At 70.0% G+C, this 26723-nt stretch carries 29 protein-coding genes; 10 read left to right on the top strand and 19 right to left on the bottom strand.

Features of this window, described 5'->3' with window-relative positions; all coding sequences use genetic code 11:
• The 4 genes from ACWDSJ_RS21795 to ACWDSJ_RS21780 all read right to left on the bottom strand — a co-directional run bounded on the left by ACWDSJ_RS21795 (nt 1) and on the right by ACWDSJ_RS21780 (nt 3408).
• Nucleotides 1-1428: an FAD-binding oxidoreductase gene (locus ACWDSJ_RS21795; RefSeq protein ID WP_450033866.1), complete on the bottom strand. Its 1428-nt coding sequence runs from the start codon at nt 1426-1428 to the stop codon at nt 1-3.
• Between the two features lie 215 nt (nt 1429-1643).
• Complete coding sequence (locus ACWDSJ_RS21790) at nt 1644-2498, bottom strand: helix-turn-helix transcriptional regulator (protein WP_450033864.1); 855 nt, start codon at nt 2496-2498, stop codon at nt 1644-1646.
• A 28-nt stretch (nt 2499-2526) separates the two neighbouring features.
• Nucleotides 2527-2808 (bottom strand): hypothetical protein, encoded by a 282-nt coding sequence (locus ACWDSJ_RS21785; RefSeq protein ID WP_387361100.1) that lies wholly within the window; start codon nt 2806-2808, stop codon nt 2527-2529.
• A 102-nt stretch (nt 2809-2910) separates the two neighbouring features.
• The gene (locus ACWDSJ_RS21780) at nt 2911-3408 is read right to left on the bottom strand and encodes a phenolic acid decarboxylase (protein ID WP_450033862.1); all 498 of its coding nucleotides are present in this window, start codon (nt 3406-3408) and stop codon (nt 2911-2913) included.
• A gap of 86 nt (nt 3409-3494) precedes the next feature.
• Between ACWDSJ_RS21780 and ACWDSJ_RS21775 the strand changes: the two genes are divergently transcribed.
• Nucleotides 3495-4298, top strand: coding sequence for an adenylate/guanylate cyclase domain-containing protein (locus tag ACWDSJ_RS21775; RefSeq protein WP_450033860.1), 804 nt, complete (start codon nt 3495-3497; stop codon nt 4296-4298).
• Here the strand turns inward: ACWDSJ_RS21775 and ACWDSJ_RS21770 are convergent.
• The 4 genes from ACWDSJ_RS21770 to ACWDSJ_RS21755 all read right to left on the bottom strand — a co-directional run bounded on the left by ACWDSJ_RS21770 (nt 4283) and on the right by ACWDSJ_RS21755 (nt 8550).
• Complete coding sequence (locus ACWDSJ_RS21770) at nt 4283-4753, bottom strand: MarR family winged helix-turn-helix transcriptional regulator (RefSeq protein WP_450033859.1); 471 nt, start codon at nt 4751-4753, stop codon at nt 4283-4285. The genes ACWDSJ_RS21775 and ACWDSJ_RS21770 overlap by 16 nt on opposite strands.
• Entirely contained in the window at nt 4750-5841 is a 1092-nt protein-coding gene (locus ACWDSJ_RS21765; protein ID WP_450033857.1) for an LLM class flavin-dependent oxidoreductase, read from the bottom strand. Before ACWDSJ_RS21765 ends, ACWDSJ_RS21770 begins: the two co-directional genes overlap by 4 nt.
• A gap of 159 nt (nt 5842-6000) precedes the next feature.
• Nucleotides 6001-6423: a hypothetical protein gene (locus ACWDSJ_RS21760; protein ID WP_450033855.1), complete on the bottom strand. Its 423-nt coding sequence runs from the start codon at nt 6421-6423 to the stop codon at nt 6001-6003.
• A 9-nt stretch (nt 6424-6432) separates the two neighbouring features.
• On the bottom strand, nt 6433-8550 hold the full coding sequence (locus ACWDSJ_RS21755; protein ID WP_450033853.1) for a hypothetical protein: 2118 nt from the start codon (nt 8548-8550) through the stop codon (nt 6433-6435).
• A 489-nt stretch (nt 8551-9039) separates the two neighbouring features.
• On the opposite strand from ACWDSJ_RS21755, the gene ACWDSJ_RS21750 reads away from it, so the two are divergent.
• Nucleotides 9040-9519, top strand: coding sequence for an Ltp family lipoprotein (locus tag ACWDSJ_RS21750; protein ID WP_450033851.1), 480 nt, complete (start codon nt 9040-9042; stop codon nt 9517-9519).
• On the opposite strand, the gene ACWDSJ_RS21745 is transcribed toward ACWDSJ_RS21750, so the two are convergent.
• Nucleotides 9513-10079, bottom strand: a complete 567-nt coding sequence (locus ACWDSJ_RS21745) for a cupin domain-containing protein (protein ID WP_450033850.1) — start codon at nt 10077-10079, stop codon at nt 9513-9515. The two genes, ACWDSJ_RS21750 and ACWDSJ_RS21745, sit on opposite strands and share 7 nt — an antisense overlap.
• An 87-nt stretch (nt 10080-10166) precedes the next feature.
• Here ACWDSJ_RS21745 and ACWDSJ_RS21740 point away from each other — a divergent pair, with 87 nt between their 5' ends.
• The 5 genes from ACWDSJ_RS21740 to ACWDSJ_RS21720 all read left to right on the top strand — a co-directional run bounded on the left by ACWDSJ_RS21740 (nt 10167) and on the right by ACWDSJ_RS21720 (nt 13779).
• Entirely contained in the window at nt 10167-10724 is a 558-nt protein-coding gene (locus ACWDSJ_RS21740; protein WP_450033849.1) for a TetR/AcrR family transcriptional regulator, read from the top strand.
• A gap of 73 nt (nt 10725-10797) precedes the next feature.
• Nucleotides 10798-12165, top strand: a complete 1368-nt coding sequence (locus ACWDSJ_RS21735; protein ID WP_450033847.1) for an MFS transporter — start codon at nt 10798-10800, stop codon at nt 12163-12165.
• Between the two features lie 150 nt (nt 12166-12315).
• Nucleotides 12316-12789, top strand: coding sequence for a M15 family metallopeptidase (locus tag ACWDSJ_RS21730; protein WP_387361130.1), 474 nt, complete (start codon nt 12316-12318; stop codon nt 12787-12789).
• Nucleotides 12790-12918: 129 nt separating this feature from the next.
• The gene (locus ACWDSJ_RS21725) at nt 12919-13179 is read left to right on the top strand and encodes a hypothetical protein (RefSeq protein WP_450033844.1); all 261 of its coding nucleotides are present in this window, start codon (nt 12919-12921) and stop codon (nt 13177-13179) included.
• A 66-nt stretch (nt 13180-13245) separates the two neighbouring features.
• A complete protein-coding gene (locus ACWDSJ_RS21720; RefSeq protein ID WP_450033842.1) occupies nt 13246-13779 on the top strand; it encodes a DUF2165 domain-containing protein in 534 nt (177 codons plus the stop codon).
• Between the two features lie 103 nt (nt 13780-13882).
• Here the strand turns inward: ACWDSJ_RS21720 and ACWDSJ_RS21715 are convergent, their stop codons facing one another.
• From ACWDSJ_RS21715 to ACWDSJ_RS21680, 8 genes are all read right to left on the bottom strand, one after another.
• Complete coding sequence (locus ACWDSJ_RS21715; RefSeq protein ID WP_450033841.1) at nt 13883-14293, bottom strand: hypothetical protein; 411 nt, start codon at nt 14291-14293, stop codon at nt 13883-13885.
• A 20-nt stretch (nt 14294-14313) separates the two neighbouring features.
• Nucleotides 14314-14802 (bottom strand): hypothetical protein, encoded by a 489-nt coding sequence (locus ACWDSJ_RS21710; protein ID WP_450033839.1) that lies wholly within the window; start codon nt 14800-14802, stop codon nt 14314-14316.
• A 127-nt stretch (nt 14803-14929) separates the two neighbouring features.
• The gene (locus ACWDSJ_RS21705) at nt 14930-16264 is read right to left on the bottom strand and encodes an FAD-binding oxidoreductase (protein WP_450033838.1); all 1335 of its coding nucleotides are present in this window, start codon (nt 16262-16264) and stop codon (nt 14930-14932) included.
• Nucleotides 16261-17265, bottom strand: a complete 1005-nt coding sequence (locus ACWDSJ_RS21700; RefSeq protein ID WP_450033837.1) for a hypothetical protein — start codon at nt 17263-17265, stop codon at nt 16261-16263. Before ACWDSJ_RS21700 ends, ACWDSJ_RS21705 begins: the two co-directional genes overlap by 4 nt.
• On the bottom strand, nt 17262-17627 hold the full coding sequence (locus ACWDSJ_RS21695; RefSeq protein ID WP_450033835.1) for a RidA family protein: 366 nt from the start codon (nt 17625-17627) through the stop codon (nt 17262-17264). The genes ACWDSJ_RS21700 and ACWDSJ_RS21695 overlap by 4 nt, the downstream gene beginning before the upstream one ends.
• Before the next feature lie 361 nt (nt 17628-17988).
• The gene (locus ACWDSJ_RS21690; protein ID WP_450033833.1) at nt 17989-19086 is read right to left on the bottom strand and encodes an alpha-hydroxy acid oxidase; all 1098 of its coding nucleotides are present in this window, start codon (nt 19084-19086) and stop codon (nt 17989-17991) included.
• Nucleotides 19083-20450, bottom strand: a complete 1368-nt coding sequence (locus ACWDSJ_RS21685; RefSeq protein ID WP_450033832.1) for an amino acid permease — start codon at nt 20448-20450, stop codon at nt 19083-19085. The genes ACWDSJ_RS21690 and ACWDSJ_RS21685 overlap by 4 nt, the downstream gene beginning before the upstream one ends.
• A gap of 352 nt (nt 20451-20802) precedes the next feature.
• Nucleotides 20803-21969, bottom strand: coding sequence for a hypothetical protein (locus ACWDSJ_RS21680; RefSeq protein WP_450033831.1), 1167 nt, complete (start codon nt 21967-21969; stop codon nt 20803-20805).
• Nucleotides 21970-22097: 128 nt separating this feature from the next.
• On the opposite strand from ACWDSJ_RS21680, the gene ACWDSJ_RS21675 reads away from it, so the two are divergent.
• The gene (locus ACWDSJ_RS21675; RefSeq protein ID WP_450033830.1) at nt 22098-22679 is read left to right on the top strand and encodes a TetR/AcrR family transcriptional regulator; all 582 of its coding nucleotides are present in this window, start codon (nt 22098-22100) and stop codon (nt 22677-22679) included.
• Nucleotides 22680-22692: 13 nt separating this feature from the next.
• On the opposite strand, the gene ACWDSJ_RS21670 is transcribed toward ACWDSJ_RS21675, so the two are convergent.
• Nucleotides 22693-23199: a flavin reductase family protein gene (locus ACWDSJ_RS21670; RefSeq protein ID WP_450033829.1), complete on the bottom strand. Its 507-nt coding sequence runs from the start codon at nt 23197-23199 to the stop codon at nt 22693-22695.
• 149 nt (nt 23200-23348) lie between these two features.
• On the opposite strand from ACWDSJ_RS21670, the gene ACWDSJ_RS21665 reads away from it, so the two are divergent.
• The gene (locus ACWDSJ_RS21665) at nt 23349-24362 is read left to right on the top strand and encodes a DNA topoisomerase IB (protein WP_450033827.1); all 1014 of its coding nucleotides are present in this window, start codon (nt 23349-23351) and stop codon (nt 24360-24362) included.
• A gap of 249 nt (nt 24363-24611) precedes the next feature.
• A complete protein-coding gene (locus tag ACWDSJ_RS21660) occupies nt 24612-25952 on the top strand; it encodes an aldehyde dehydrogenase family protein (protein ID WP_450033826.1) in 1341 nt (446 codons plus the stop codon).
• Nucleotides 25953-25979: 27 nt separating this feature from the next.
• Here ACWDSJ_RS21660 and ACWDSJ_RS21655 read toward each other — a convergent pair whose 3' ends face one another.
• Entirely contained in the window at nt 25980-26723 is a 744-nt protein-coding gene (locus ACWDSJ_RS21655; RefSeq protein ID WP_450033825.1) for a S1 family peptidase, read from the bottom strand.

The following is a 26723-nucleotide window of genomic DNA, read 5'->3' as shown; positions in this document are numbered from 1 at the left end:
TCACAGGCCGATTCCGGGCCGCAGGAGGCGGCCGGGGTCGGCGGCGGCGGTGAGGCGGCGCAGGCGGTCGAGGTTGGGACCGAAGTAGCGGGCCGGGTCCGCGTCGGGTTCGAGGTAGTTGACGTAGGCGGCCGTCGCGCCGACCGCGCGGTGGGCGTCGGTGATCCACGCGCGGGCGGCAGGGGGGTCGTCCGGTTCGTCGACGATCCATTGCAGGGTCGCGGCGTGGGCGCGCCAGGGGAAGGCGGTGGCGTCGGGGGCGGTGTCGTGGACCGCGCCGTCGAGGGGGTCGATGAGGACGTAACCCCTTGCGCCGCTACGGGATCGGGCCGCGACGGTGTCGGTGATGCGCTGGGCGATGTCGGGGGAGAGGGCGGTGAGGACGTCGGAGCCCGCGGTCTTGTTCGAGCGGGGCGTGGTGGCGCCGCCGCCGAGGGCGCGGACGGCGTCGAGGTGGGGGAGGGTGCGGTGGTCGACGGAGGTGGGGGCGGTGCGGGCGGCGGCGGCCAGGTCGGCGGCGGCGGCCGGGCCGCGGCCCGCGGGGCAGACGATCTTCGCCGCGCAGCCGAGTCCGCTTGCGGTGGCGGAGATCTCGAGGTTGGACCAGAGTGCGCGGTCGGCGGTCGTGAGCCACCGCGCCCAGCCGGTGATGACGTCGACGGTCGCGGTGCCCGGAAAGCCCAGGCGCACAATGTCCTCGGATTCGGCCGGGCAGGTGCGGTAGGTCAGGTCGGTGACGATGCCGACCGCCGCGCCCGCGCCGCGCAGCGCCCAGAAGAGTTCGGGCATCCGGTCGGCCGCCACGTCGGCGACGGCGCCGGTGGGCAGGACCACTCGGGCGGAGACGAGGCGGTCGCAGGTCAAACCGTAACGGCGGGACAGGGTTCCGAGGCCGCCGCCGAGGGTGAGGCCCGCCACGCCGACGGTGGGGCACGTGCCCAGGGGGAGGGTGCGGTCGGCGGGGGCGAGGGCCTGCTGGACGGCGTAAGCGGTCGCGCCCGCGCCGACGGTGACGAGGTCGCCGTCGACGGTGATCGCGGTCAGATCGCGCAGGTCGACGACGAGCGCGCCCGGGGCGGCCGACGCGCCGACGTAGGAATGGCCTCCGGCGCGGGCGATGAGCGGGAGGTCGTGGTCGCGGGCGAAGCGGACGGCCGTGCGGACGTCGTCCGGATCGGCGGGGCGGGTGACGGCGAGCGGGGTCGCGGTGTCGAAGCGCGGCTCGTAGAGGGCGGCGCGGGTGGCGAAGTCATCGTCGCCGGGGCGGGTGACGGTGCCGCGCAGGCGGTTCCGGAGGTCGTTCCACGCGTCCGGTCCGGGCTTGTCGGCGTGCGCCGGTCCGGCCGGGAACGCTTGTGCCGCAACGGCTCCGGCAGCCCCGGCCAGCAGGGCTCGGCGCGAGAATCGCGGGGGTCTCGCCGGTCCCATCGATCCTCGCTTCCGTAACCGTGCCGGTGTCATCTCCGGGGCGGAGCGTACGCCGTGAGCGTCACCAACGCCGCCACGCCGAGGACGGCGGCCAGGGGAATCAGTGCGGTGGTGCAGATCCGAAGAGCCATGACACCCTCCTCGGCGCGAGGACGCGCGCCCCGCGCCGGGCTCACGGTAACCGGTGATTCGCTCGACGCCCCGCGGACACGCGGTCACGCCTCCTCGGACACCGCCTCCCGCGCCGACATCTCCAACAGCACCATCGCGTCGTGATCCGGCGTCCCCGGTTCGGCGAGGTACACCACCAACCGCTGCCCGTCGCTGTCGATCAACGGCAGATTCTCGAACTCCAGCCGCATCCGCCCGACGGTCGGATGGTTGTACACCTTGGTCCCCGTGCCCCGCGGCCGCACATCGTACCGATTCCACATCCGGGCGAATTCCGGACTCTTACAACACAATTCGCCCACCAGCGCGGCCAGCTCGGGATCATCGGGATCGGTCCCCGCCATCGCCCGCAGATGCGCCACACTCCCGGCCACCAGCGTCTCCCAGTCCACCCACAACTCCCGCGCCGCCGGATGCAGGAAGTGATACCGGATCAGATTCCGCCGCTCCGGCGGATAGTCCGTGATGCCCGGATACAACGCCAGCCCACCGGGATTCGCGGCCAGCATGTCGTTGATGTGATTGACCACGAACGCCGGATGGGGCCGCACCGACTCCAGCAACAACAACGCGGTCGGCCGCACGGTCCGCGCCGCCGGCCGCCGCACGGGCCGCACCCCCGCATTGTGCGCCGCGAGCGTCAACAGATGATCGGTCTCCGCCTCACTCAACCGCAACGCCTCCGCCAGCCGATACACCACGGCCGCACTGGGATTGGTCTCCTTCCCCCGCTCCAGCCGAACGTAATAGTCCACACTGACCCCCGCCAACGTCGCCAATTCCTCCCGCCGCAACCCCGGCGTCCGCCGCACCCCCGCCACCGGCAACCCCACCTCCCGCGGCCCCACCCGCTCCCGCCGAGCCCGCAGAAACCTCCCCAACTCGCCTCGATCGGTCATTGGTTCAGTGTAGGAACCGGGTCGGCGCTCAGCGCGTCGGTGTGTGCTCGGAGTGCCGCAGGACCGCCACGGTCGCGACGGCGCACAGCACGGCCATTCCGATGAGCGCTATGTCGTAGAGGACGTTCATCGGCGCGGAGTCCTTGCTGACGGCGGGAATCGCGATGGCCAGCAGTGCGGATCCGACGCCCGCGAGTATGAGGCCCGCCAGCAGGGTCGTCGTCGCCCGTCGGTGTCCCGAGCGGGACACGAAGACGGCGACGGCGCCGGGGAGCCAGAGGGTGAAGCCGATCATGAACAGTGTGGTCACATCTCCTGCCTTTTGCCTACTCGGGCTGTTCGCCGCTGCCGGTGCTCCGGGCGTGTGTCCGCGCCCGACAGAAGGGTAGCGCGCCCGGGCGGACCGTTCGGCTCATCCGCGATCGGTGGCGTCGGCGAATCCCGCGGGCAATTCCGAAGGGGCGCAGGCGATCACCGTCTCGTCGTCCTCGCCGATCCAGTCCAGTCGGGTGATGGTCGCGAATTCGCTCACCACGTGGATGGGGTAGGTCGGGCCGCTGTCGCGGTAGGCGGCCATCCGCTCGAGGTGGTCGTTCTGGAACAGTACGGTGCGCCGCGGATGGTCGTGCACCCAGCGCGGGAAGAAGATCACCCCGTGCAGCCGGCGCAGCTCGGGCAGGATGTCCACCGCCACCGACGTCCCCGTCGGCTCGGTCCAGCAGACCTTGAAATGCCCCTCGGTCAGCCGCGCCAGGTCCACCCGCTGATCCTTGACCCAGCGGCCGCCGACCATGCCGGAGTGGATGCGGTAGTCGATCGTGTGCGCGTTCTTGACATACATCTCGTACCGCCAGCCGTCGGCGTAGGTGTAGATCAGCCGGTACCCCACCAGACCACTCGATTCGCTCATCGGACCTCCTCTTCGACGCAAGTACTTTTGTTGCAAAAGTATGTGCGCCGGGCGCGGATCGCAAGGCCGTGGTTTATGGTCGCCCCATGACCACCGCGATCATGATCCTGCTGGCGGTGATCGCCGTGGCCGAGGCGGTGGCCCTGGTCGTGGTCGGGATCCTGCTGGCGCACGCGCGCCGCCGGTTGCGCTCGCTGCGGCGGCGGACGGATCCGGGGCGGGTGCTCGTCGCGCGCGGACGGCAGGCGGTCAAGACGGTCTGGGAGACCGCGAACCTGGTGCGCGAGAAGGGTTTTCGCGGCGCGGTGCTCACCTCGGTGGAGGAACTCGCCGCCTGGGCCCGGGTGGAACGGCCCGATCTGGCCCGGCTCGCGCCCGACGGGAACGTCGTGATCGTCTTCTCCGACATCGAGGGTTCCACCGCGCTGAACGAGCAACTCGGCGACCGCGCCTGGGTCAAACTGCTCACCCGCCACGACCGCCTCGTGCACGGTCTGGTCGACACCCACCACGGCCACATCGTGAAGAGTCAGGGCGACGGCTTCATGATCGCCTTCGGCGAACCCCGGCACGCGGTCGAGTGCTGCCTCGACATCCAGGACGCGCTCGCCCGCGACGACCGATCACCGACCGTCCTGGTCCGGATCGGCGTCCACATGGGCCCCTCGGTCCGCCGCGGCGACGACCTCTACGGTCGCAACGTCGCCCTGGCCGCCCGCGTCGCCGCCCGTGCCGCCGGCGGCGAGGTCCTGGTCAGCGAGACCGTCCGCGACGCCCTGTCCGACGACCCCGCGATCATCTTCGGCCCCGACCGCGAGGTCGAACTCAAGGGCTTCGAGGGCACCCATCGCCTCTACCCGGCCGAACGCGACGCTCACGTCCCGAGCTGACGAAGGTGCGCGCGCACCTTCTCCGCGAGACGCACCAGGGTGTCGACCTCGTCGGGCGTGAGCGGATCCAGGAGGGCCTCGCGAATGTGGCGGGCCCGGTGGTGCTGGGCGCGCCGGAACCGGGTCAGGCCCTCGGGGGTGAGGCTCACGACGGTGCCGCGGCCGTCGTCGGGGGCGGGTTCGCGGTGCAGGAGGCCGCGGCCGACCATGCGGGTGACGTGCTGGTGCAGGCGGCTCTTGCCGAACGCGATGCGGGCGGCGAGTTCGTGGGCGCGCAGGCGGTGGCCCGCGGTGTTGCCCAGGGCGTCGAGGACGCGCCAATCCGCTTCGGACAGTTCGGCATCCGCGCGCAGGCGGCGGCCGAGCCATTGCCACAGTTCGGCCTCCATTGGAAAGAAGGAGTGCCACAGCGCCCGCTCGCGCGGGGTGGGCCGGGGCGGCCGGACCTCGTTCACGGGGCGACCGGCGTCGCGCACGGTTCGGGCCGCGCGTCCCAGACCGTCGTGGGTATCTCGGCGCGCAGCACCGGGGCGACCTCGGCGAAGAACCGTTCGAGGTAGCCCTTGGTGGTCGCGATGTCGGTGGTGTAGGTGGAGAAGAAGCCCTCCACACCGACCCCGAAGACCTGATTGCCGAACCGCGCGTGCAGGTCCAGGAGCTTCTCGACGATCTGGTCGGGCGTGCCGACCAGCGCCGAACCGTGGGCGAGGAAATCCTCCAACGAGTCGAAGGGGAACCGCCCCCGGTCCGGAAAGTGTTGCCGCACCGAGGCTTCGAAGATGGGCCGGGCGATGGCCAGCGCGTCCTGGGAGCGATCGGTGATGATCGGGGAGTGCACGCCGACCGCGACGAGCGCCGCGTCCGCGTCGTGCCCGTGGTGGGCGAGCCGTTCGCGGTAGTGGCGCACCAGCTCGAGATAGCTCTCGGTGCGGCCGAGGCCGTTGGCCGAGTAGAGCGGATCCCCCCAGCGGGCGGCCAATTCGGTGGACCGGCGGCTGGTGGCCGACCCGTGCCAGACCCGCGGCGCGGGTTGTTGCAGCGGATGCGGCTCGATCGTGGCGTCGGTCAGCGGCGGCCGGAACCGGCCCCGCCAGCTCACCCGCTCCTCCCGCCACAACCGGCGGATCAGCTCGTAACCCTCCTCGAGCCGATCCCACAGTTGCTCCTCCGCCACCCCGAACACCGACGGGGCGATCGCGTCGCCGCCCTTGCCGATGATCAGATCGAGGCGTCCGTCGCTGAGATGGTCGAGGGTGGCGTAGTCCTCGGCGGCCCGCACCGGATCGGTCAGCGACAGCACCGCGACCGTGGTCACCAGCCGGATGCGGCGGGTCCGCGCCGCGAGGTGGGACAGGATCACCGCGGGCGAGGACGACAGCAGCGACGGATTGTGCCGTTCGCCGACGCCGAACGCGTCGTAGCCGACGTCCTCGGCCCAGCGGGCCAGGGCGACGAGTTCGGTGAACCGGTCGCGCTGACTCAACGGCCGCCGATCGAGCCCGGTGCTGTGTTTGGGAACGAGCGTGCTCGCGAGAAATCTCATGCCCGCCTCATCCCGCCGAGTTGGTAAACATGTGAACCATAGTGGCCCGCCGCCGCGGCGCCGTCAATCCCGCGCGGGAACGGGCGCTGGCGCAGGGTGATTGGATGTCCTCGTGCCGGAACGGATTGCGCCGCCCCGGAATCGGCGCGGGCTCGTCGGTCAGCTGGTGCCGAAGCGGCGCTGGAAGTCGGCGGCGAGGGTGGTCCCGGCCGCGTCGACGAGGCGACCGACGATCGGGTGGACGATGAGGGTGGTGACCGCGCCCGCCAGCCGGGGGAGTTTGCGGGCGAACCACTTTCGGACATAGTCCATCGTGGACGGATCGGGTTCCGGCCCGGTGATGGTCTCCTCGAGTTCGTCGAGGCGCTCGCGGGCCTGCTCGGCGATTGCGCCCTCGGTGGGCAGCTGGGCGCGCAGGCGGTCGAATTCCGCACGGAGGGAGGCGATTTCGTGTTCGGTCACCGCCCCGGCGTCGTGTCCGGCCTGCACCCGGCTCACGGTGTTGGCGTGGCCGATCGTCACCTGTCCGTCGACGCTGCCGCCGATGTGCACGTTGTAGCGGTCTGGTGGTGTCTCGGTCATGGGGCTTCCTCAGGAGGTGGGCGGTGCGGTGGTGGCGGGCGGGGTGCTCGACGGGGGTGGGGTGCTGTTGCGGATCGTCGTCGTCGGCACCGGCATCGTGGTGGACGAACTCTGCTGCGGGGTGCTCGACGTCGACGAGCCCGCGGCGGTGCCGGACAGGGCGATGGTCACGTCCTTCTTGTTGCCGTAGACGTCGGGGACGACCAGCGTCGCGGTGTGCGAACCGGGTGAGGTCGGCGCGAAAGTCACTCGGAACACGCAGGTTCCGTCGCTGCCCGGCGGACAGGAGGTACGCACGGCGGTGAACGCGGGATCGCCCTGGACGGCGGCCGCGGTCACGTCGTCGCACGCGAGCTGGAGGAACGACGCGTCCTGCCCGACGGCCGTCCCGACGGTCACGGTGCCGAAGTCGAGGCTGTCGGAGATCGGCGGGCAGGCGCCCGCGGGATCGGTGCCGTCGCCGGGTATCGGGGGGTGCCGCGGCTTCGACACCGGCGAGGTCGGCGGCGTGGTGTGGTCGGGGGTGGTGGTCGGCTGGACGACCGTCGTCGTCTGGAAGGTCACCGTTTCCGGTGCCGCGATCCGGGTGAGCGGCGACTGCGATCCGACCGGGGCGGGCTGGCCGGTCATGAGGGTGGCCCCCGCGACCCCGGCGGCCACGACGGCGGCCGCGGCCGCTCCGATGGCGATCGGGTGCGAGGACAGCATGCCCCGCGCGGTGTGGCGGGCGGTGTGCGCGGCGACGGCGTGTCCGGCGGCCAGTCCGCCGCCGACCCCGGCGCTTCCCGCGGCCAGCGTGGTCGCGGCCGACAACGCGCGCCCGCGAATGCGCTCCTCGTGTTCGAAATAGGCGCGGTCCCCGGCGGATCCGATGGCGAGGGCGGCCTGCTCGCCGAGTTTCAGGACGCTGCGCCAGCTCCCCCAGCGCAGCGCGGTGGCGAGGACGGGCGAAACCTTGCGTGCCAGAGCGCATGCCGTCGTGTGGTGACCGGTCTCGACGGCGGCGTGCAGCACCCGGACCAGGACCGGTGCGGCGGCGGCGAGTTCGCCCGGTGTCGCGGTCCGGGTCACCCAGTCCAGCAACGGTTCGGCGTACCCGGCGGGGTGCGGCACGGGCTCGGCCCATGCGCCGGTGACGGCGTTCGGGTCGGCGGCCAGTTGCCAGTCGGTGCCCGAATTGTCGACCAGCCCAGACTCGTTCAGCGTCTCCAGCGCCGTCCGCACGTCCGGATCGGCGGTGAGCACCCGGCACAGCCCGATCGGAACCGCGATCCCCGACAGCGCGGTCAGCACCGTCAGGGCCTGTCGCGGCCGGGCGTCGAGCCCCGCGATGAGCGCCCGCTGGAGTACCGCGGGATCGGCCACCACCGCGGCCGTCCTGTCGGTGCGCAACCAGGACGCGGCCTGCACGAGGGCGCGCGGGTGCCCGGCCGCCGCCCGGCACAGCTCGCGCGCCACCGGTTCGTCGGCCCCGAGGCGGCGACCGAGTTCCCGGGTGAGCAGCGCGAGGGCCGCGGGCTCGTCCAATCCGCGCAAGTGCAGCGAACGGGCTTGGCTCCCAGCGATTCTGCGGGTCGTGGACACCACCAGATCGCTCGACGGCACCGCGTCGGCCAGCGTGGTCAGATCCTCCGCCGAGCCCTCGAAGTCGTCCACCACGATCAGCGCCTGGATCGACCCCATCAGGCGGCGCAGCCGCACCGGCTCCGGCAGATAACCGGGCGCGTCGTAACACGCCTCGAACAACTCCTGGATCACATCGGCGACCGCCAGCCCCGCCGCGTGCAGGAACACGACATCCCGCCCCGCCCGCGCCCGATCCGCGGCGAACCGCCGCAGCAACGCCGACTTCCCCACCCCCGGCGACCCGCAAACCTCGACCGGCACCCCCTCCTCCACCCACTGCCCCACCAACGCCGATTCCGTTGCCCTGCCGAACAATTCACCCCCCGCCCGCGGCAACGGCCGCCCCACCGGCCGAACCCGCCGCGTCACCGCCGGAGGCGGCCCATCCCGCACGACGACATGCGACCCGTGCGCATTGATGACCACATTGTGATCACCCACGACCACCTGCCCGAACACATCCCCACCGACGTGCGACGAAATCCCGGCTCCCCCGTCCATGCTGCCTCCCCTCGGCGACGCAGCGAGTATATCCAGGGGGTGGTGTTTATCGAAGGGAATGTGCGGAATGGTTATCGGCCCCTAGGGGGGTTCGTGTTCGTTTGTTTCGGTCGCGAAATTCATTGCGCGCGTTGGTCGATGGGGCGAACGTCCTCTGTGGGGTGCGTGAGGATAGCGGGAGACGGTTTGCGGCTCCAGGGGTATGAACCCCCGAATTCGCCGCGCCTGTGATTGTTTCGGCCTGGGAATCCTTGCCATTTTCACATTGGCAGCTTTCGTCTATTGCAACAACTTCCACATGAACTATTTCCGGAAAGAGAATGACGACTAGTCGGTTATTTTCTGAACCCCGACATTACTTTCGAGTAGATGCTGCGGAGTATCCGATCGCGCTGTAGCGTGTGCTTCGATTCGACGGGACAACCCTGTTCTGCTCTCGCATTTGCGAGACGCGTCGGCGACGACGCACTTTTCTTCAAGGAGTACGAGATGACCGAGCCGTCCCCCGCCTCGCGGCAGCGCCACCCGTCGACCGCGCCGAAGACGCAGAAGAAATGGACTCGACTGCTCGGCATCTCGATACTGGCTCTCGCCGTGGCGACGCCCGTCTGCAACAGCGCTCTGGCGGCGGCCGACGTCGCTCGGCCGGAGGCGGTCGAATTCTCCCAAGTCAAGCGAGACATCACGCCCAGCCAGCGCAACGCCATCCAATCCGCCCAGCAGTACCTCAGCTTCAGTGCCTTCTCCCGCAGCGGCCTGATTCACCAGTTGGAGTACGAGAAATTCTCCACCGAAGATGCCACGTTCGCGGTGGACAGTCTGAATGTGGACTGGAACGAACAGGCGGTACGCTGCGCCAAGCAGTACCTCGATTACACCTCGTTCTCTCGGTCCGGATTGATCGATCAGCTGGTGTACGAAGGGTTCACCCGGGCGCAGGCCGAGTACGGAGCCAACGCCGCCTATTGATCGGTCATCGGTGTCGGCGCGCCCACCCGCTCCGCGCCCACCGCGACCCCCACGATCACACAAGGCTCCGTCCCATGATTACGCCACCCATGCCGCGTCCCGTTCTGAACAACCACATCCCCCGCACGCAGAACCGTCCGCTCACCGTCGTCGAGTTCGAGGGTGACCTCGCCGGAGACGACCATGACGTAATCGATCGTGTCGGTGGTGTGCATGCCGTTGCCGCCCGGCTCCTGAACGGCCATGGCCCCCGGCATCTTTCGCTCGAGGTCGGCAAGGGCCGCGGGGAGGTCGAGGTCGGCGGGTGGGGTCGGGGTGCCAGGGGGGATCTCGTTGATCATGAAACGGGAGCCGTTGCGCGGGGGGAACCAGGTGGGGGCGTGGTGGGGTGAGCCGTCGTCGGGGAAGGTCGGGTGGTCGTCGCGGCCCCAGAGGCGGTAGGCGGCGACGCCGGGGATCAGGTCGGTGGTGAGGGGCTCGACCATGGCGTCGTCGACCACGCGCGCCTTGCCCTCGGCGTCGTGGCCGGTCACCACGCGGCGAATCCTGGTGTGTACCATCGGATTTCCTTAATACGGTAGCGTATGGATACGCCACCGTATCTCGCGCTCCTCGGTCCCGTCAATACCCTGGCGTATCCTCCTTGCGTGGCCACCGAGTCGACCCGTCTGTCCGCCCGAGACTGGGCGCTCGCCGCGCTGCGAGCCATCGCGGACGGGGGACTGGCCGCGGTCGCGGTCGAACCGCTCGCCCGCACCCTCGGCGTGACCAAGGGCAGCTTCTACGCGCACTACCGCACGCGGGACGAACTCATCGACGCCGCCCTCGCGGAGTGGGTGCGCACGCACGGGGACGGCGGCCTCGCCGAGTTCGCGGCGATCGCGGACCCCGAACGACGACTGCGCGAATTGCTCACCACCGTCGTGGAATCCGTGCGTCCGCTGGCGCCGTCGGTGCATCTGAGCCTGCTCGGCGACCGCAACGACGCGCGCGTCGCCGACGCGGTACGCGAGGTGAACCACGCCCGGCTGGAATTCCTCACCCGCACCTATCGCGACCTCGGCCTGCCCCCGGATCGAGCCGAACAGCGGGCCCACATCGCCTACGCCGCCATCCTCGGCCTGCTGCACCTGGCCCAGACCGACGACGAAACCCGCCGTCCCGCAACGCTTTCCGACGAGGCGATCGCGATCTTCCTGCCGTGACCGAAAGGGGGTGTGCCGCACCCCCGAATCCCGCGCCCTGCCACCGCGCCGCGCACGCGCCCACACTCGACCCATGCTGACCACTTCGATCCCCACGCCGGTCACGCCCGCGCACCGGACCTCGACGGTGCTGATCCCCGCGCTGTTCGGCAGTTTCCTGATCATCCTCGACGCCTCGGTCGTGAACGTCGCCCTGCCCGACCTTGGGCGGCAACTGGGCGCGAATATGGCCGGGCTGCAATGGGTCGTCGACGGCTACACGCTGATGTTCGCGGCGCTGCTGTTGTCGGCGGGCGCGCTGGCCGACCGGATCGGGGCCGGGCGCGCGTTCTGCCTCGGCCTCGGCGGATTCGCGCTGGCCTCGGCGGCATGCGGGGCCGCGCCGACGCTGGGGTTGCTCGTGGCCGCCCGGTTCGCCCAGGGCGTGACGGCCGCGCTGGTATTGCCGTCCTCGCTGGCGCTGGTCCGCCAGGGCTACGACGATCCCGCGAAAAGGGCGTGGGCCGTGTCGATCTGGGCCGTCGCGGGGTCGTCGGCGATCGCGGCCGGGCCGGTGCTCGGCGGGCTGCTGACGGCGTGGAGCTGGCGGACCATCTTCCTGATCAACGTCCCCGTCGCGGCCGTGGCGCTGTGGCGGGCGCGCCGCCTCGCGCCGTCGCCGCGGCGGGCCACGCCCCTGGACCCGGCGGGGCAGATCGCCGCCGTGCTGGCCCTGGCGGGGCTGACCTTCGCGTTGATCGAGGGCGGCCGGATCGGCTACGCGGCGTGGCCCGTGCTGATCGCGTTCGGCATGGCCGTGCTCGCCGGGACGGCGTTCGCCGTCATCGAATCGCGGGTGCGCCGCCCGATCGTGCCGCCCGGACTCGTGGCACAGCGCACGGTCGCCATCATCCTGGGCGTCGGGTTCACCTTCAACGCCGCCTTCTACGGCATCGTGTTCGTGCTCAGCCTGTATCTGCAACAGACACGCCAGCTTTCGCCCCTCGCCACCGGCCTCGTCTTCGCCCCGACCATGCTGCTCATCATCGTCGCCAACCTCGCCTCCCCCCGCCTCGCCGGACGATTCGGCCCCCGCGTGCCGATCGTGACCGGTCAACTGATCGTCGTCACCGGCCTGCTCCTGCTGCTGGCCGCCGGCCCCACCACCCCCGCCCCGCTGATCGCCGCGCTCGCCATCCCGATCGGCCTCGGCGGCGGCATCGCCGTCCCCACCCTGATGACCGTCCTCCTCGACAGCGTCGCCCCCGAACGCGCGGGCATGGCCGGCGGCATCTTCAACGCCGTCCGCCAGGTCGGCGGCGCCACCGCCGTCGCGATCTTCGGCTCCCTCCTCGCGGGCACAACCGACCCCCGCTCCGGCATGACCCTGAGCCTGCTGGTCGCGGCCGTCCCACTGCTCGTCACCGCGGGCGTGTCGATGGGGCTACGCCGCACGCGGTGACTCTCGACGCCGGGGGCTGCCGCTCATCCCTCCCATGAACACGCCGGTGACACGAGGCGGCCGCTCATCCCGGCCCACGGGCACGCCGGTGACACGCGGGCTGGCGGTGGCCCGGAAACATGCGCGCGGCGGCTGCCCTAGGATCGCGTCGTGCTGAGAGAACTCGCGGGGTCCGCCGCCGTCCTGGGTGTCGCGCTGTACGGTCCGGCCGTGGCCGGTCCGGCGCACGCCGTCGAATCCGCTTCCGGCACAGCGGGATTGGATCCCGCGCTGGCCGCCGCCTACACCCTCGCCGAGCAGGAGGCGCATGCGCAGGGGGTGCCGCTGTCGATCACCTCGGGGTACCGCACCCCGGCCGAGCAGCAGCGGCTGTGGGAGGACGGGATCGCCGAGTACGGCAGCCCGGAGGCCGCGCGGCGATGGGTGCTGCCGCCGGAGGAGTCGACCCACGTCCAGGGCAAGGCGGTCGACGTCGGACCGGAGGAGGGGGCGCACTGGCTCGAGGTGAACGGGAACCGGTGGGGGCTGTGCCGGACCTTCGACAACGAGTACTGGCATTTCGAAATGACCACCACCCCCGGCGGTGTGTGCCCGCCCCGGGTGGCCGACGCCAGCGAGCGCTGACCTTCCAGCAAACTCGGGCGGACAGCGCATTGTCCGCCCGATTCGTATGCGCGCGATCGCGCCGTTCGGCATCCTGTCGAACTGGCGGTGCTCGGCGAACGGCCGGGCGAGACGAAGACGGAGGGCCGAGTGGGACGGCGGATCTCGGGCGCGATCGAATGGTCGGTGCCGATGGACACGACGCGCGCGGAGCGCACGCGCAAACCGGCGGCGACCGGATGGGGCTCGTATTGTCCGCCGGTCTGGCTGCTGGTGGAACTACCCACCGCGCTGCTGCTGGCCGTCTTCGTCGGCACCGGCTGGCTCGGCTATGCGGGGACAGGTGATCCCGCACCCGTTCCCGCGGAGGTCGTGGTGGCGCCCGCCGACGCTCCCCACGGACCGCGCTGAGCGACCGCGCAAATCGGATGTGCCACAATCGCTTCCGTACCCCAGCCCCTCGTGGAACGGAGCCCCATGCGTGTCGGCGGATTTCTCGATGTGGTCGGCAGTCGCCGGATGGCCGTCACGGTGCTCGCGGCGATCACGGGCCTGTACTACCTGATCGTCGCGATCACCAATTGCACCGACACCGACACCAATCGGCGAGGTGTGGACGCCGTGCTATCGATGCGGCGCACCATCCATCACGGTTCGACCGACTGGCACGCGATCACCGACAGCACCGTGATCCTCATCGTCTACATCCTCATCGTCGCCTGGGAATTCCTCATCGCGCTGGTGCTGCTGTCGGCCGCGGTCGCGTGGATCCGCACCCTGCTCGGCCGCCCCGCCCAGGCACTGGCCATGAAACTGGCCACCCTCGGCTGGACCATGGTCGTGCTGCTGTTCCTCGGCGGCTTCCTCACCATCGCGGGCGAATGGTTCCGGATGTGGGCCAACAAGGAGGTCAACGCGTCGTCCGCGGCCTTGCAGAACTTCCTCGTCGCCGCCGTCGGCCTCATCCTGGTCCACCTGCCCGACCGCGACCTTCCCCCGCCGCCGAACTGAGCGCGTCCATGGGGGATCGGTCCTGTTGCCATGGCACGGCACGATGGCCGCACGATCGCGCTCAAACTGATCGCTCTCGCCGGACGTCAGCCCGAAGTGGTCCTCAATCCGAAACGTTCCAACCGGGAATCGGGATATCGACATACTCTCGCCCCGGTACCTTCGTGCTGAGAATGCCTCCGTCGTAATGAAGCGTATATCTCAGTATCGGCGATCCGAACGCCTCCCGGGGCACGCTGACGAGAAGACCCTTTTCAACCAGCGCCCGAAGCGGAACCGCGATGTCCTCGAATTCGAACGGATCGTCGATCGGAATCGCTAGCACAAGTCCGAGTCCGAGGTGGACCAGAATCGCGTCGTCCTCCTCCGTCAGGGTCAGCAGAGGAGCGATGGTGTCTGCCGGGAGCCCGACGATTGTTCCGGATTCCTCGTCGAGTAGGAAGCGCCCACGGGCCGAGAACTCCGCTCGGAGCCATCGGTGCAAATCATTCAAGACTTTGCCATGCTCGTGCATCAGTCGACGACCTCTCTCTTTCAACACTTGACAGAAGACAGGGGTCCGTAACCATTCTGGTAATTCTTCCAGGTTCGGCCGCCGACAGTAATGTACCCCTCCGCGATACCTATGTAGTCACCGGGTACGCACGGAGTGCCCTGGGCCGACATGACGGTATATTTCTTCCCAGTCTCCGGGCTCTGGACGGTGCGCTGCGCGATGCTGGAATCGACCTGTGTCACCTTGTCTCCATCTATCTTTGCGAAATAGATGATGACGTCAGCCCGGTCGATCGTACCCTGGCAGATCATTGTTCCCTTGACGTCCATCAGCTGAGGTGAACCTTTCGACTGATGCACGTTGTGCACCTGCACATCGCACGATCCCCCAGGGTCCGCGCTGGCTTGGCCGGGCCACAGTGGCGCTGAAACAATCTCGAGCGAGATAATCAAAGCGCCAGCGAAAGGCAACACCTTCATCTGATCCCCCATTAACACCGGCTCGACCGGAATGCTCGTCAGCCGCATCGAGCGACTGTGCTCGTAGGCTACCTCGAGAACGAAACCCTCGCCAGTGCTTATCACGCGGAGTATTCAGCTCCCGACTTTGATGGAAGGCTGGGAGCCGGGAGGTAGTGTAAAAGAGACCGCCCGCTCAGATATCGACCACCTTCCCAGGATTCAACAGATTCCCGGGATCCAACGCCCGCTTGATCACTTTCATGATCTCCGCGGCCGTCCCGTGCTCCTCGGTCAGATATCGCTTCTTGGCCAGCCCGATGCCGTGCTCACCGGTCGCGGTGCCGCCGACATCGAGCGCGTGCCGCACCACCAGATCCGAGAACCGTTGCGCCGCTTCGGCTGTCGCGTCGCGATACGGGACCACGACGTGGACGTTGCCGTCGCCGATGTGCCCGGCCACGCTCACCGCGAGCCCGAGTTCGGCGCCGAAGCGGGTGGCGGCGGCGACCGCGCCCGGGATCCGGGACAGCGGGACGGCGGTGTCGGTGACCAGGAAGCGGTTGCCGGGGTGGGCCGCCTTCAGCGCGAAGAACAGCGTGTGCCGGTCCTCCCAGAGGCCGTGGCGCGCGGAATGGTCACGGGCCGTGGCGATGTCGAGGGCGTCGTGGGCCCGGCACACCCGCAGGATCTCGGACTCGTCGGCGCTCGCGGCGGCCCCCGACGCCGCCTCGAGATCGATGAACAGCGCGGGCGACACCGGATACGACGTGCCCCGGAACGCGTTGATCGCGGCCATACTCGCGGCGTCGACCAGTTCCAGGCGGCTCACCGGCAGCGCCAGCCCCAGCATGTCCACGGCCGCGGCCACGGCGGCGGTGACCGTCGGGAACGAGATCCGCAGCGCGCGAAGCCATTCCGGGATCGGATGCAGGCGCACGGTCAGTTCGGTGATGACGCCGAGCGTCCCGGCCGAGCCGATGAGCAGATCCCGCAAATCGTATCCGCTGGCCGACTTGCGCACCGCCCGCCCCAGTCGCGCCACCGAACCGTCGGCGAAAACCGCTTGCAGCGCAAGCACATTCGAGCGCATTCCGCCGTACCGCACCGAGGTGGTGCCGCTGGCGTTGGTGGCCGCCATCCCGCCGAGCGACGCGTCCGCGCCGGGATCGACGGTGAACTGCAAACCGTGCTCGGCCGCGGCGGCATTGAGCCGGGTCCGGGTGACCCCCGGCTGCACGGTCGCGGTGAAATCGCCGGGCGCGAGGTCGAGAATCCGGTCGGCGGGGGAGAGGTCCACCACCAGTTCGTCCCCGCGGGCGAGCAGATGCCCCTCCAGACTCGTTCCCGCCCCGCGCGGAATCAGTGGCGTTCCCGTATCGCGCGCCCACTCCACGATCGCGCGCACCTCCTCGACACCGGCCGCCGCGGCGACGCCCACCGGGCGGCGACCCGAGCGGCCGGTCTCGTCGAGCAGATACTGGTCGAGCACCGCGCCGCGGGTGTCGACCGGGACCGGCACGGTCCTCACTCGCGCTCCAGGATGGTGGTGACCAGCATGGTGTGGTCCTCCATCCGCCGCGCCACGCTCCACCCGAGATCGGCGAAGGCGCCCTCGTACTCCTCCCGCGTCCACAGCCGCACCCCGGTGATGGAGTGGTAGATCTCGTAGGTCGGGGAGAACCACGGCTGCCCGGTCCAGTGTGGCGCCTCGAGCAGGTACCCGTCGCCGATCACCAGGCGGCGCACATTGGGGAACCAGTCCATCCAGCCGCGCAGCACGGCCGCGATGCCCTCCCCGTCGCTGGCGAGCTGATGCAGCAGGAAGAACGACATGGCCGTGGTCACCGACTCCCGGTCGACCGAGTCCAGCCACGCGGGCGGTTCGGCCTCCGGCTGCACCGATCCGGCCAGCAGCGTGACCCGGTCGGACAGCCCCATGCGCGCGAATTCCGCTGTGGCCGTGTCGATCACCTCCGCCTCGATGTCCACGCCGACGAATGTCTCCTCCGGCGCGGATTCGGTCAGCGCCATGATGCGCCCGGCGTCGGCGCACCCCAGATCGATGGTCCGGCCCGGGGTGTCCGCCGCGATCGTCCGGCCGATGGCCGCGAAGATCTCCGGCCGCCGCCGCGCGATATCGGTGCAGCCGCGCGCGACCTCCCCGGGTTCGGTTGCGGCGGGGATGTATTCGCGATGGGCGCTGTCGGACAGCTGCCGGAACGTCGGCTCCCAGCCGCGCACCGCGACCCGGACGAAGCCGCGGTTCTTGCCGACGTCGTGGCCGGTGTGGGTGAGGTGGTAGCGGTGTCCGCGCCGGGTGAGGAAGCCCGCGCGGACCAGACCGTCGGCGACGGTCTGCTGGATGCCGGTGGTGGGCGCGATGGTGTCACCGCCCAGAAGCGTTGTCCACCAGCCCCAGTCGTCGGCGGCGACGATGAGTTGCCCGGCGGTCTGACCCTCGATGACATCCCGGATGGTGAAGTCGCCGACGGCCGAGGAATGCTGGAAAAGCGGAGTCGCTGCGGTCATGATCGTTCTTCCTGATGCGGGGCGAGCGCGATCGCCTTGATTTCGATGAGCAGCCCGTCGATGGGCAGGGTCACGACGGTGGTCGTCCGCGCCGGTGCGGCCGTCGTGAAGAAGGCGGCGAACGCGGCATTCCATTCGGAAAACCAGCGCCGCTCGGCGAGAAAGCAATCCAGAGCGAGCACATCGGCCCGCGAAGCACCCGCATCCGCGAGCACCTTGTCCAACTGCCCCAACACGGCATCGACCTGTTCGCCGAAGCTCCGCGCGGAGACGGTGAGCGTATCGGGATCGACGGCCGCGAGCCCGGAGGTGAACACCAACCCCCCGCCCGCCCGCGCCGCGGGAAACGATGCGCCGCTCACGATTCGGCCCTCGTATCCCGCGCCACCCGCGTCCTACGAGGCCGCCCCCTCACGATCACGGCCTCGTGCGTCATGTGGCGTCGGTCGGGGTGTCCGCTCGTGATCAGGCCCTCGTGTACTGCACGGCGTCGGTCCGGGTCGGAGGGTCCGCTCGTGATTAGGCCCTCGTGTGCCGCGCGGCGTCGGTCCGGGTCGGGGTGGCCGCTCATGATCGGGCCCTCGTGTGCCGCGCGGCGTCGCTTCGGATCGGGGTGGACGCTCATGATCAGGCCCCCGTGTGCCGCGTGGTGCCGGTCGCCATGGCCGCTCATAGTTCGGCCGTTGTCTGCCGCGTGGCGTCGCGCCGGGTGCGAGAGCCCCCTCATGATTCGGCCCTCGTCACCCGTGCGGCATCGATGTCGGCGATGGTGTTCGCCCCGGCGAGGATCATGAGCGTGCGCAGTTCCTCGGTGAGCAGTTCCAGGACGCGGGATACGCCGGACTCTCCGGCGGCGGCGAGGCCGTAGATGGCGGAGCGGCCGATGATCACCGCGTCCGCGCCCAGGGCGAGGGCGAGGAAGATGTCGGCTCCCGTACGGATCCCGCTGTCGAGCAGTATCGGCAGTTCCGGGCCGACCGCGGCGCGGATGCGGGGGAGCATGTCCAGGCTCGCGGGGGCCGGATCCAGTTGGCGGCCACCGTGATTGGAGACCACCAGGGCCGACGCGCCGACGGAGACGGCGCGTTCGGCGGCGGCGGGGGTGAGCACGCCCTTGGCGATCCACGGCAATCCGAAGCCGGTGGCGGCCTCGGCCAGCGCCGACCAATCCCATACGGTGCCACCGTGTTTGAGCAACTGCCCGAACACCTCCGCGACGCCGGGCGCCCCGTTCTCGCCGGTCAGATTGCCCGCGAAGTGCCGCAGATCCGGATCGAACCGGTTGGCCATATTGCGGGTGCGGAATCCGCCGACCGGACAGTCGACCGTCACGCACAGCGCCTCGAACCCGCGCTGGGCCAGCCGCCGCGCGATCGCCCCGGCATGGGCGAACGGATGCAGTTGCGCGATGCGGGCGGCGCGCGGGGCGGCCGCGCGCACCCTGTCGTAGGAGTACGCGCCCGCCTCCGGCACGATCGCCAGCGCCCCGTGCCGCTCCGCGGCCCGCGCGACGGCCTGGTGCCCTTCGGGATGGAACAGCGTGTCCCCGCCGAACGGCGCGGTGAGAATCGGTGTGGCCAAGGGCATTCCGAGGAATTCGGTGCCGGTGTCGGGAGCGCCGACCCCGCTCATCGGCTCGGGCAGGATCCGCCAGCGGCCGAACGCCGCCCGATTGCCGCGCAGGGTCACCTCCTGGCCCGCGCCGCCCTCAAGGAAGTCGAACACGTCGGCGGGCAGGGCCGCGGCCGCGGCGCGATGGATCTCGTCGAGCGTGCCGTAGTCGACACGGGTGGGGTAGAAGCTGTCGAGCTGGGCGGTCATGCGACGACACCTCCGGTCGGAACCACACGATGACGACGGCCGTAGCCGAGATACAGCGCCGCGCCCGCCGCGCTCCAGATCACGAACCGCAACCAGGTCAGCGCCTCGAAAGTGGTTGCCAGCCACGCGCATCCGGCGATCGCGAGCACCGGCACGACCGGCACCAGCGGGACCCGGAACGGCCGCGGCCGGACAGGATCGGTGCGGCGCAGTACCAGCACGCCCAGCGCCACCACGACGAAGGCGAACAGCGCGCCGATATTCACCAGTTCGGCGACGGTGTCGATCGGCAGCAGCCCCGCCACGACCGCGATGACCGCGCCCATGAGCAGGCTCAGCCGCACCGGCACCCCGCGCGCGGTGAGCTGGCACAACGACTTCGGCATCAGTCCGTCGCGGCTCATAGCGAACACCAGCCGCGTCTGCCCGTAGCAGACCATGAGCAGACCCTTGGTCAGGGCCACGACCGAGGCGACCAGGATGACCTTACCGGTCCAGCCCGCGCCGATGGCCGCCAGCGCCGTCGCGACGGGCGCGGCATTGTTCAGCTCGGAGTACGGCGACACGCCCGTGAGCACGGCGCTCACCGCGACGTAGAGGGCGGTCGCGATGACGACCGAACCGATGATGCCCCACGGCAGATCGCGGCGCGGTTCGCGGGTCTCCTCGGCCGAGGTGGCGACGATGTCGAAGCCGAGATAGGCGAAGAAGGCGAGCGCCGCGCCCGCCGCGATGCCGTTGACGCCGAACGGCATGAACGGCGTCCAATTATGGGCCTGAATATGCGGTGACCCGATGGCGATGACGAGCACGAGAACACCGATCGTCAACGCGACGAGCGTTTTCACCACGCGCGCGGCTATTTTCACCTCGAATACCAGCACGCCCACCAGGGCGACGACGATCAGCACCGCGGGCAGATTCACCACCCCGCCCGCGCTCGGCCCGGCGGTGATGGCGGTCGGGAGGGTCACCCCGAACAGTGAATTCAGGGTCGCGCCGAACAGTCCGGACCAGCCGATGGCGATGGCCGCGGCGGCGACCGCGTATTCGAGCAGGAGATTCCAGCCCACGAAGAATGCGGGCGCCTCGCCGAGCGTGGCGGCCGTATAGGTATAGGCACTGCCCGATTGCGGTGTCATGGAGGCCAATTCGCTGTAACACAGCGCGACCAGGACGCAGATGCCCCCGGCCAGCACGAACGACAGCATGATGGCGGGTCCGGCCTTGGTGGCCGCGGCGATGCCGGTGGTGACGAAAATGCCCGCGCCGACGATGGCGCCGACGCCCATCGCGATCAGGTCGACGCGGCCGAGGCTGCGTTCGAGACCGCGGGATGTGGCGACCGATGTGGTTGTTGCCATGGGAGGAATCCATTCGCTGGGAATGTATTTCGGGTGGTTCGTATTCAGTGAACCAATCGCAGTTTGTGGAACGATGAACTCAAGTAACGGCTTCGTTTCGTATTCCAATGTGGCGCAATGGATTCGGAAAAAGGGCAGGCTCGAATTCCGGCGGCCCGTGTATCGGGTGCCGGAATTCGAGCCTGAATATCGTGTTGCGGCTGGTGCTGCGCCGGTCGGAAAGCTATTACGTGATGAGGGCCTTCGGCGTTGTGACGTGAATTCGAATCGGGCTGCCTTCGGGCAGTGACCGATGTGAGCAGAACGGGATGGATTTCGCTGTCGTGGAGCCGATTTCGGAACGAGTCGCTGATTACATGGTGCTGACCTTCGAGACGGCGGAATCGACAGAACGGTGCCCGGCGGGCGAGCGCCGAGCCAGCGTGGTCGCCACGGCCAGGGCGAGCAGCACCGCTGCCGCGGCGACGACCGCGTCGCGCATGGACGCCACTGTGGCGATCACGCCGAGCCCGATGGTGCCGACCGCGGCGCACAGGTAGGCGAGCGCGGCGAACCGGGCCGAGACCCGGGCGTGCTGATCCGGAGGCGTCGCGGCGCTGACGATCCGCAGCCCCGCGCGATACGCGATGCCCTGCCCGAACCCCGCGATCGCGCCGCCCAGCAACAGCAGCGGCAGACTCGGCCACCACGACACCGCGGCGGCGACCCCGACCCCGGCGATGATGATCAGCTGCGCCGAAACCGGTTCGGCCGCAAGCCTGTTCGGGGCCAGCACGCGCTGGGCGGCCCACGCGGAGATCAGATACAACGTCACCGGCGCGGCCAGCAACGCGAGGTTGGTCGTGGCCAGCAGCTCCGCGCCGTAGGACGGCAGCAGCGCCACCACGAGCCCCGCCGACATCCACGCGGCGATCCCGCTCAGATAGCCCGCGAGGGGCGACTCCGGGCGCGATACGGGGACGGTACGGGCCGAGGCCGCGGCCGCCGGGCGGACCGCGCGATCGGCCACCACGATCGCGGCGACGGCCCCGAGCAGTGTCGCGTGCACGACATACACCGTCACCCCGGGCGCGGGCAGGTACTGCGCGATCGCCGCCGCCGCGAGCGTGCCCAGCGCCGAACCCGATACGGTCGCGCTGGCCATGGCGGTGCGGCCCCCTTCGCCGCGCCGCTCCAGGATCAACCCGGCCAGCGACCCGGTCACCAGCCCGACCGACAGTCCCGCGCAGATCCGCGCCACGCACGCGAGCCACGCCGAATCCGCTTGCGCCATACAGACATCCGCGGCCACCCCGAACAGACTCCCCACCCCGATCCGCCACCACCACGCCGCGCGCGAGCCGGGCGTGCCCACCAGCACCAGGGCCGGGGTCAGGGCGAACAGGTACGCGGCGAAGATGACGGTGACCGCCAGCGGCGCCAGCGCCCAGGCATGCCGATAGAACGGCATCATGCCGGTCGCCAGATTGGGCTGCGCCATGATCAGTACCAGAAGCGCACCCGGGGCCGCTGTCCGCATCCGTCCCCCTAACCGAGGAGATCTTCTCGACTGAGCATAAGCAATTGAGAAGAAGTTCTCTACTCGAACACGGTCTCGGCCCTCTCGCTCCGCGAACGCCGTCGTTTATGCAGGATGGAGTGGTGCCCGTGAACACCCGCAGTGACGCGCAGCGCAGCCGGATGCTGTTGGTAGACGCGGTCGGCAGCCTGTTGCGCGCCGGCCGCGTCGGATTCTCGATCCCGGAACTGGCCGCCGAGGCCGGGGTCGGCGTCGCGACCGCCTACCGACATTTCGGCACCCCGCAGGACGCCATGCAGGCGTTCCACCGCCGCGCGATCGAGCGGCTGCTCGAGGCGTTCGGCACGGTCGCGGTCGATCTGGACCCGGTCGAGCGCTTCCACCGCTTCTGCCGCGTGTGGGTCGAGGACGCCATGCAGTGGGGCCCGGCCGTCCGCTACATCCGCAGCAGCAAGGGCTTCATCGAACGCCTCTCCACCGGCGACGAATTCATCACCGCCCTGCACGACATCCTCGCCGACGTCCTCACCGCCCTCGCCCGCGCGGGCAAATCCACCGAGGGCGACACCACCTACGCCGTCCTCATGTGGATCACGGTCTTCGACGAACGCGTCGTCTACGACCTCACCGAACACCGCGGGTGGTCGGCGGCCGAAACGACCGACCACCTCACGCGTGCGGTGGCGGGGGCGTTGGGTATTTCGGTGTGAAAGACGTTGCCGCTCAGGCGGAATGACCCGGGTCCAGGTGTGCGACCGCGGCGAAGCGCAGGACGCCGCCGCTCTCGGCGCGCATGTGTCCCGCCGTCGGTTCGAGGACCACGCCGACATGGTCGCCGAGGTCATAGCGGTCGATGATGCGGCCGGTGAACCAGCCCGGGGTCGCGGCCAGGATGGGTAGGCCGTCGGGGCCGGAGTACCACTCGCAGTGCGCGAATTTGTCGATGCGGTCGCCGCTTTCGGAGCCGAACAGCCGCGCCAGCGGCAGTTGCTGGGCGCCGAGCAGATGGACCGCGAGCCCCTCGGCCTCGGCCGCGACCCGGAAGGTGTTGTTGGTCTTGGACAATCCCACCAGGAAGCGGCGCGGGTTGATGCTCACCTGCGTGGTGAAACCGACCAGGCACCCCGCTCGCCGTCCGGCCGCCTCCGTGGTGACCACGACCATGGGGTTGTCCGCGGTCGCGACGAACTCGTCGAAGTACGCGTGGATCGTGTCGGTATCGCCGGACATCACTTCTCCTGCGGGGTTCGGTGCGAGTCTGCCGACGGGCAACCCGCATCATGATGCCCGGTTTGCCCGGCGGGGGAAAGCCGACGGCCGCCTCGCATGGACGCGACCTTCCGGGGTATGTCGCGACCTGCGAGGAGAGGAGTACACCGATGCGACTGCGGCGTGTCACACCCTACGGCTGCGGCCTGAGCCGGGTACGGCGGGGACGCGGGTTCTCCTACGTCGACGACGCGGGCGATCCGATCACCGATGATGAAGTCACACAGCGCATTCATGATCTGGCCATACCCCCGGCGTGGCGAAAAGTGTGGATCTGTCCGCATTCCAACGGACACATCCAGGCCGTGGGTGTCGACGCCGCTGGGCGACGCCAGTACCTGTACCACGAGCAGTGGCGACGCGACCGCGACGAGGAGAAATTCGACCGCGTGCTCGAGGTCGCCGCGAGGTTACCGGCGCTGCGCGAGCAGGTGTGCCGGGATCTGAGCCGCCCCGGCCTGGACCGCCGGCGCGTGGAGGCGGTCGCGCTGGGCCTGCTCGATCGCGGCGTGTTCCGCGTCGGCGGCGAGGAGTACGCCGAGGAGCACGGCACCCGCGGCGTGGCCACCCTGCTGCGCGAACAGGTCCGCGTCTCCGGCGACGAGATGCTGTTCGACTATGTCGCCAAGGGCGGCATCCGCCGCCGCGTCCGCATCGCCGAACCCGAACTGGCCCGCGCCGTGCGCGCCCTGCGCCGCAACCGCCACCCCAGCGGCCGCCTGCTCGTCTACGGCAAGGGCGAGGACCTGCACGAACTGCATTCCGGCGACATCAACACCCGCTTCAAGGAACTCGTCGGAGAAGACCACAGCGCCAAGGACTTCCGCACCTGGCAGGCCACCGTCCTCGCCGCCGCGGGCCTGGCCGCCGTCGACTGTCCGCCGTCCCAACGCCGCCGCAACAGCACAATCCGCCAGGTCATGGTCGAGGTATCCGAGGCCCTCGGCAACACCCCCACCGTCGCCCGCAACTCCTACGTCGACCCCCGAGTCATCGAGGCCTGGGAGCACGGCCACACCATCGAACCCGCCCTCCGCCGAGCCCGCCGCGCCCCCACCGACGACGACCGCCAAGCCATCATCGAACGCGCCGTCCTCCGCCTCCTCCGCCCCAAGTCCCGCTGACACCCCAAGCCGGGCGAACGCCCCCAGGCCCACCAACCCAGCCGCACCCTTTATTCGAATCCGCACCCCTTGTATGGCCCTGCAACGGGTGCGGATTCGAAGAAGGGGTGCGGCTGGGGTGGCCGAGCAAGGGGTGCGGAACCGCACAGAGGGTGCGGCTGGGGTGCCGGGCAATGGATGCGGATTCCGATAAGGGGTGCGGCTGGGGTCGGGGACGTTTGGGGCAACCTGCCCGGGTAATCAGGGACCATGACCGAGATCGACAACGCACCCCGGACCGAGGGCGGCTCGGTGACCGGAGACGCCGATTTGGTGGACATCCTGAGCAATGCGCGTGCGGCGCAGGCGGGGTGGGCGCGGACGCCCGCCGCCGAGCGGGCCGCGGCGCTGCACGCGGCGGCGGAGACGCTGCGGGAGCGTGCGGGGGAACTCGCGGCCGTGCTGGAGAGCGAGACCGGGAAACCGGCCGAATCGGGCCGGGAGGGGGTGCTGGCCGGGGCGGGGACGTTCGATCAGTACGCCGAACTCGGCCCGGTGCACGGCGGTCGGACATTGCAAGGAGGTTGGGGCGCAACCGATTTCATGATCCCGCAACCCCGGGGCGTGGTGGTGGCGCTGACGCCGTGGAACGACCCGGTCGCGATCGCCGCGGGCCTGGTGGGCGCGGCGCTCGTCACGGGGAACACGGTGGTGCACAAGCCGAGTGAGCGGTGTCCGCGCACGGGCGAGTTGCTGGGTCGGCTGCTCGCCGAGCACGTTCCGGCGGGCGTGGTGCAGACCGTCTCCGGTGACGGCCGCGTCGGCGCGGCGCTGGCGGGTTCGTCGGACGTGGATGTGATCGCGCACGTCGGCGGTTCGGCGACCGGACGCGCCATCGCGGCCGCCGCCGCGCGAACCGGCGCGAAGGTGCTGCTGGAGAACGGCGGAAACGATCCACTGCTCGTCGACGCCGACGTCGATCCGGTATGGGCGGCCGAGCAGGCCGCGATCGGGGCGTTCGCCAACGCCGGGCAGATCTGTGTGTCGGTGGAGCGCGTGTACGTCCATCGCGGCGTGGCCGAGGAGTTCACCCGAGCCCTGTGCGAGCAGGCCGAGCGCTGGAATCGCGACCCGCAGCCGCTGGTCGACGAGCGGCTGCGGCAGGAGGTCCACGCCCAGGTGAGCGAGGCCGTGGCGGACGGCGCGAAAGCCGTTGTGGGCGGGGTCATCTCGGGAAGCGCGCCGATCTATCCGGCCACCGTCCTCACCGGCTGCACACCCGCCATGCGGATCATGCGCGAGGAGACGTTCGGGCCGATCGCCCCGGTGCGGGTGGTGGACGACTTCGAGTCCGGGCTCGAGGAGGCGTGTGCCGACGAATACGGTTTGGCGGCAACGGTTCTCACCAATTCCATGGAACACGCCCAGGAAGCCTGGCGCGCGCTGCCGGTCGGTACGGTGAAGATCAACGCGGTCTTCGGCGGCGCGCCGGGCGGCGCCGCGCAGCCTCGGCGCAATTCCGGGAGCGGATACGGATACGGGCCCGAACTGCTCGACGAGATGACGACCACCAAGGTGGTCCACTGGGAGCCCGCGCCGGGCCGACGCTGATCGGCGGGGCGCCCTCCCCGGCGTCGCTCAGAAGTCGAGCGAGGGCACCCGCGCGTACACGCCGGGATACCCTTCCCGCGCGGCCCCCTTACCCCACGAGGTGAGACCCGCGATCTTCCCGTCGATCAAAAGCGGTCCGCCACTGTCGAATTCGGCGCTGTCGGCGGCGGGGGAGCCCGCGCAGAACGCCTCGGCGGGGTCGTAGGCCGAGTCGTAGGCCGCGGCGCAGTCGGCGTCGGAGCGGAGCGGAATCGTGGCCCGGCGCAGGACCGCGTTGGACCAGTCGTCCTCCTGGGTGACGCCCCAGCCCACCACCGTGCCCGAATCCCCGTGCGGCGTGGTCAATTCCGCGGTCGGCAGGTCGACCGGGTGGGCGAGCGTCAGGAGGGCGACGTCGTGATGGTTGGCCATATCGCCCTCGAACAGCGTGATGCCGAAATCGGGATGCAGATGCACCGACCGCACCCCGACCGTGATCCCCTCCCCGGTCCGAAGATCGGTGCGGCCGAACGTGACCCGCATGGCGGATGGGGCGACCCCCGCGACGACCGCGCAGTGTCCGGCCGTCAACACCTGGTCCGGCGCGACGAGCGCACCCGCACAGAACTGTCCGCCGGGCCGTAGCGGGAACGCCGGGGAGCCGATGGCGGCCAGCCACGGGTACGCCGACGCCGACGTCTCGGTCCCGCCGACCACGCCCTCGGCGGGCGACGCCACACCGACGGCGACGAACAGGGCCGCCGCCACGGCGGCAATACGACGCGGATGCAT

This window comes from Nocardia sp. NPDC003482 (assembly GCF_053588115.1).
Note: the sequence above shows the minus strand (reverse complement) of the source record. Positions and strands in the feature narration are given on the sequence as shown.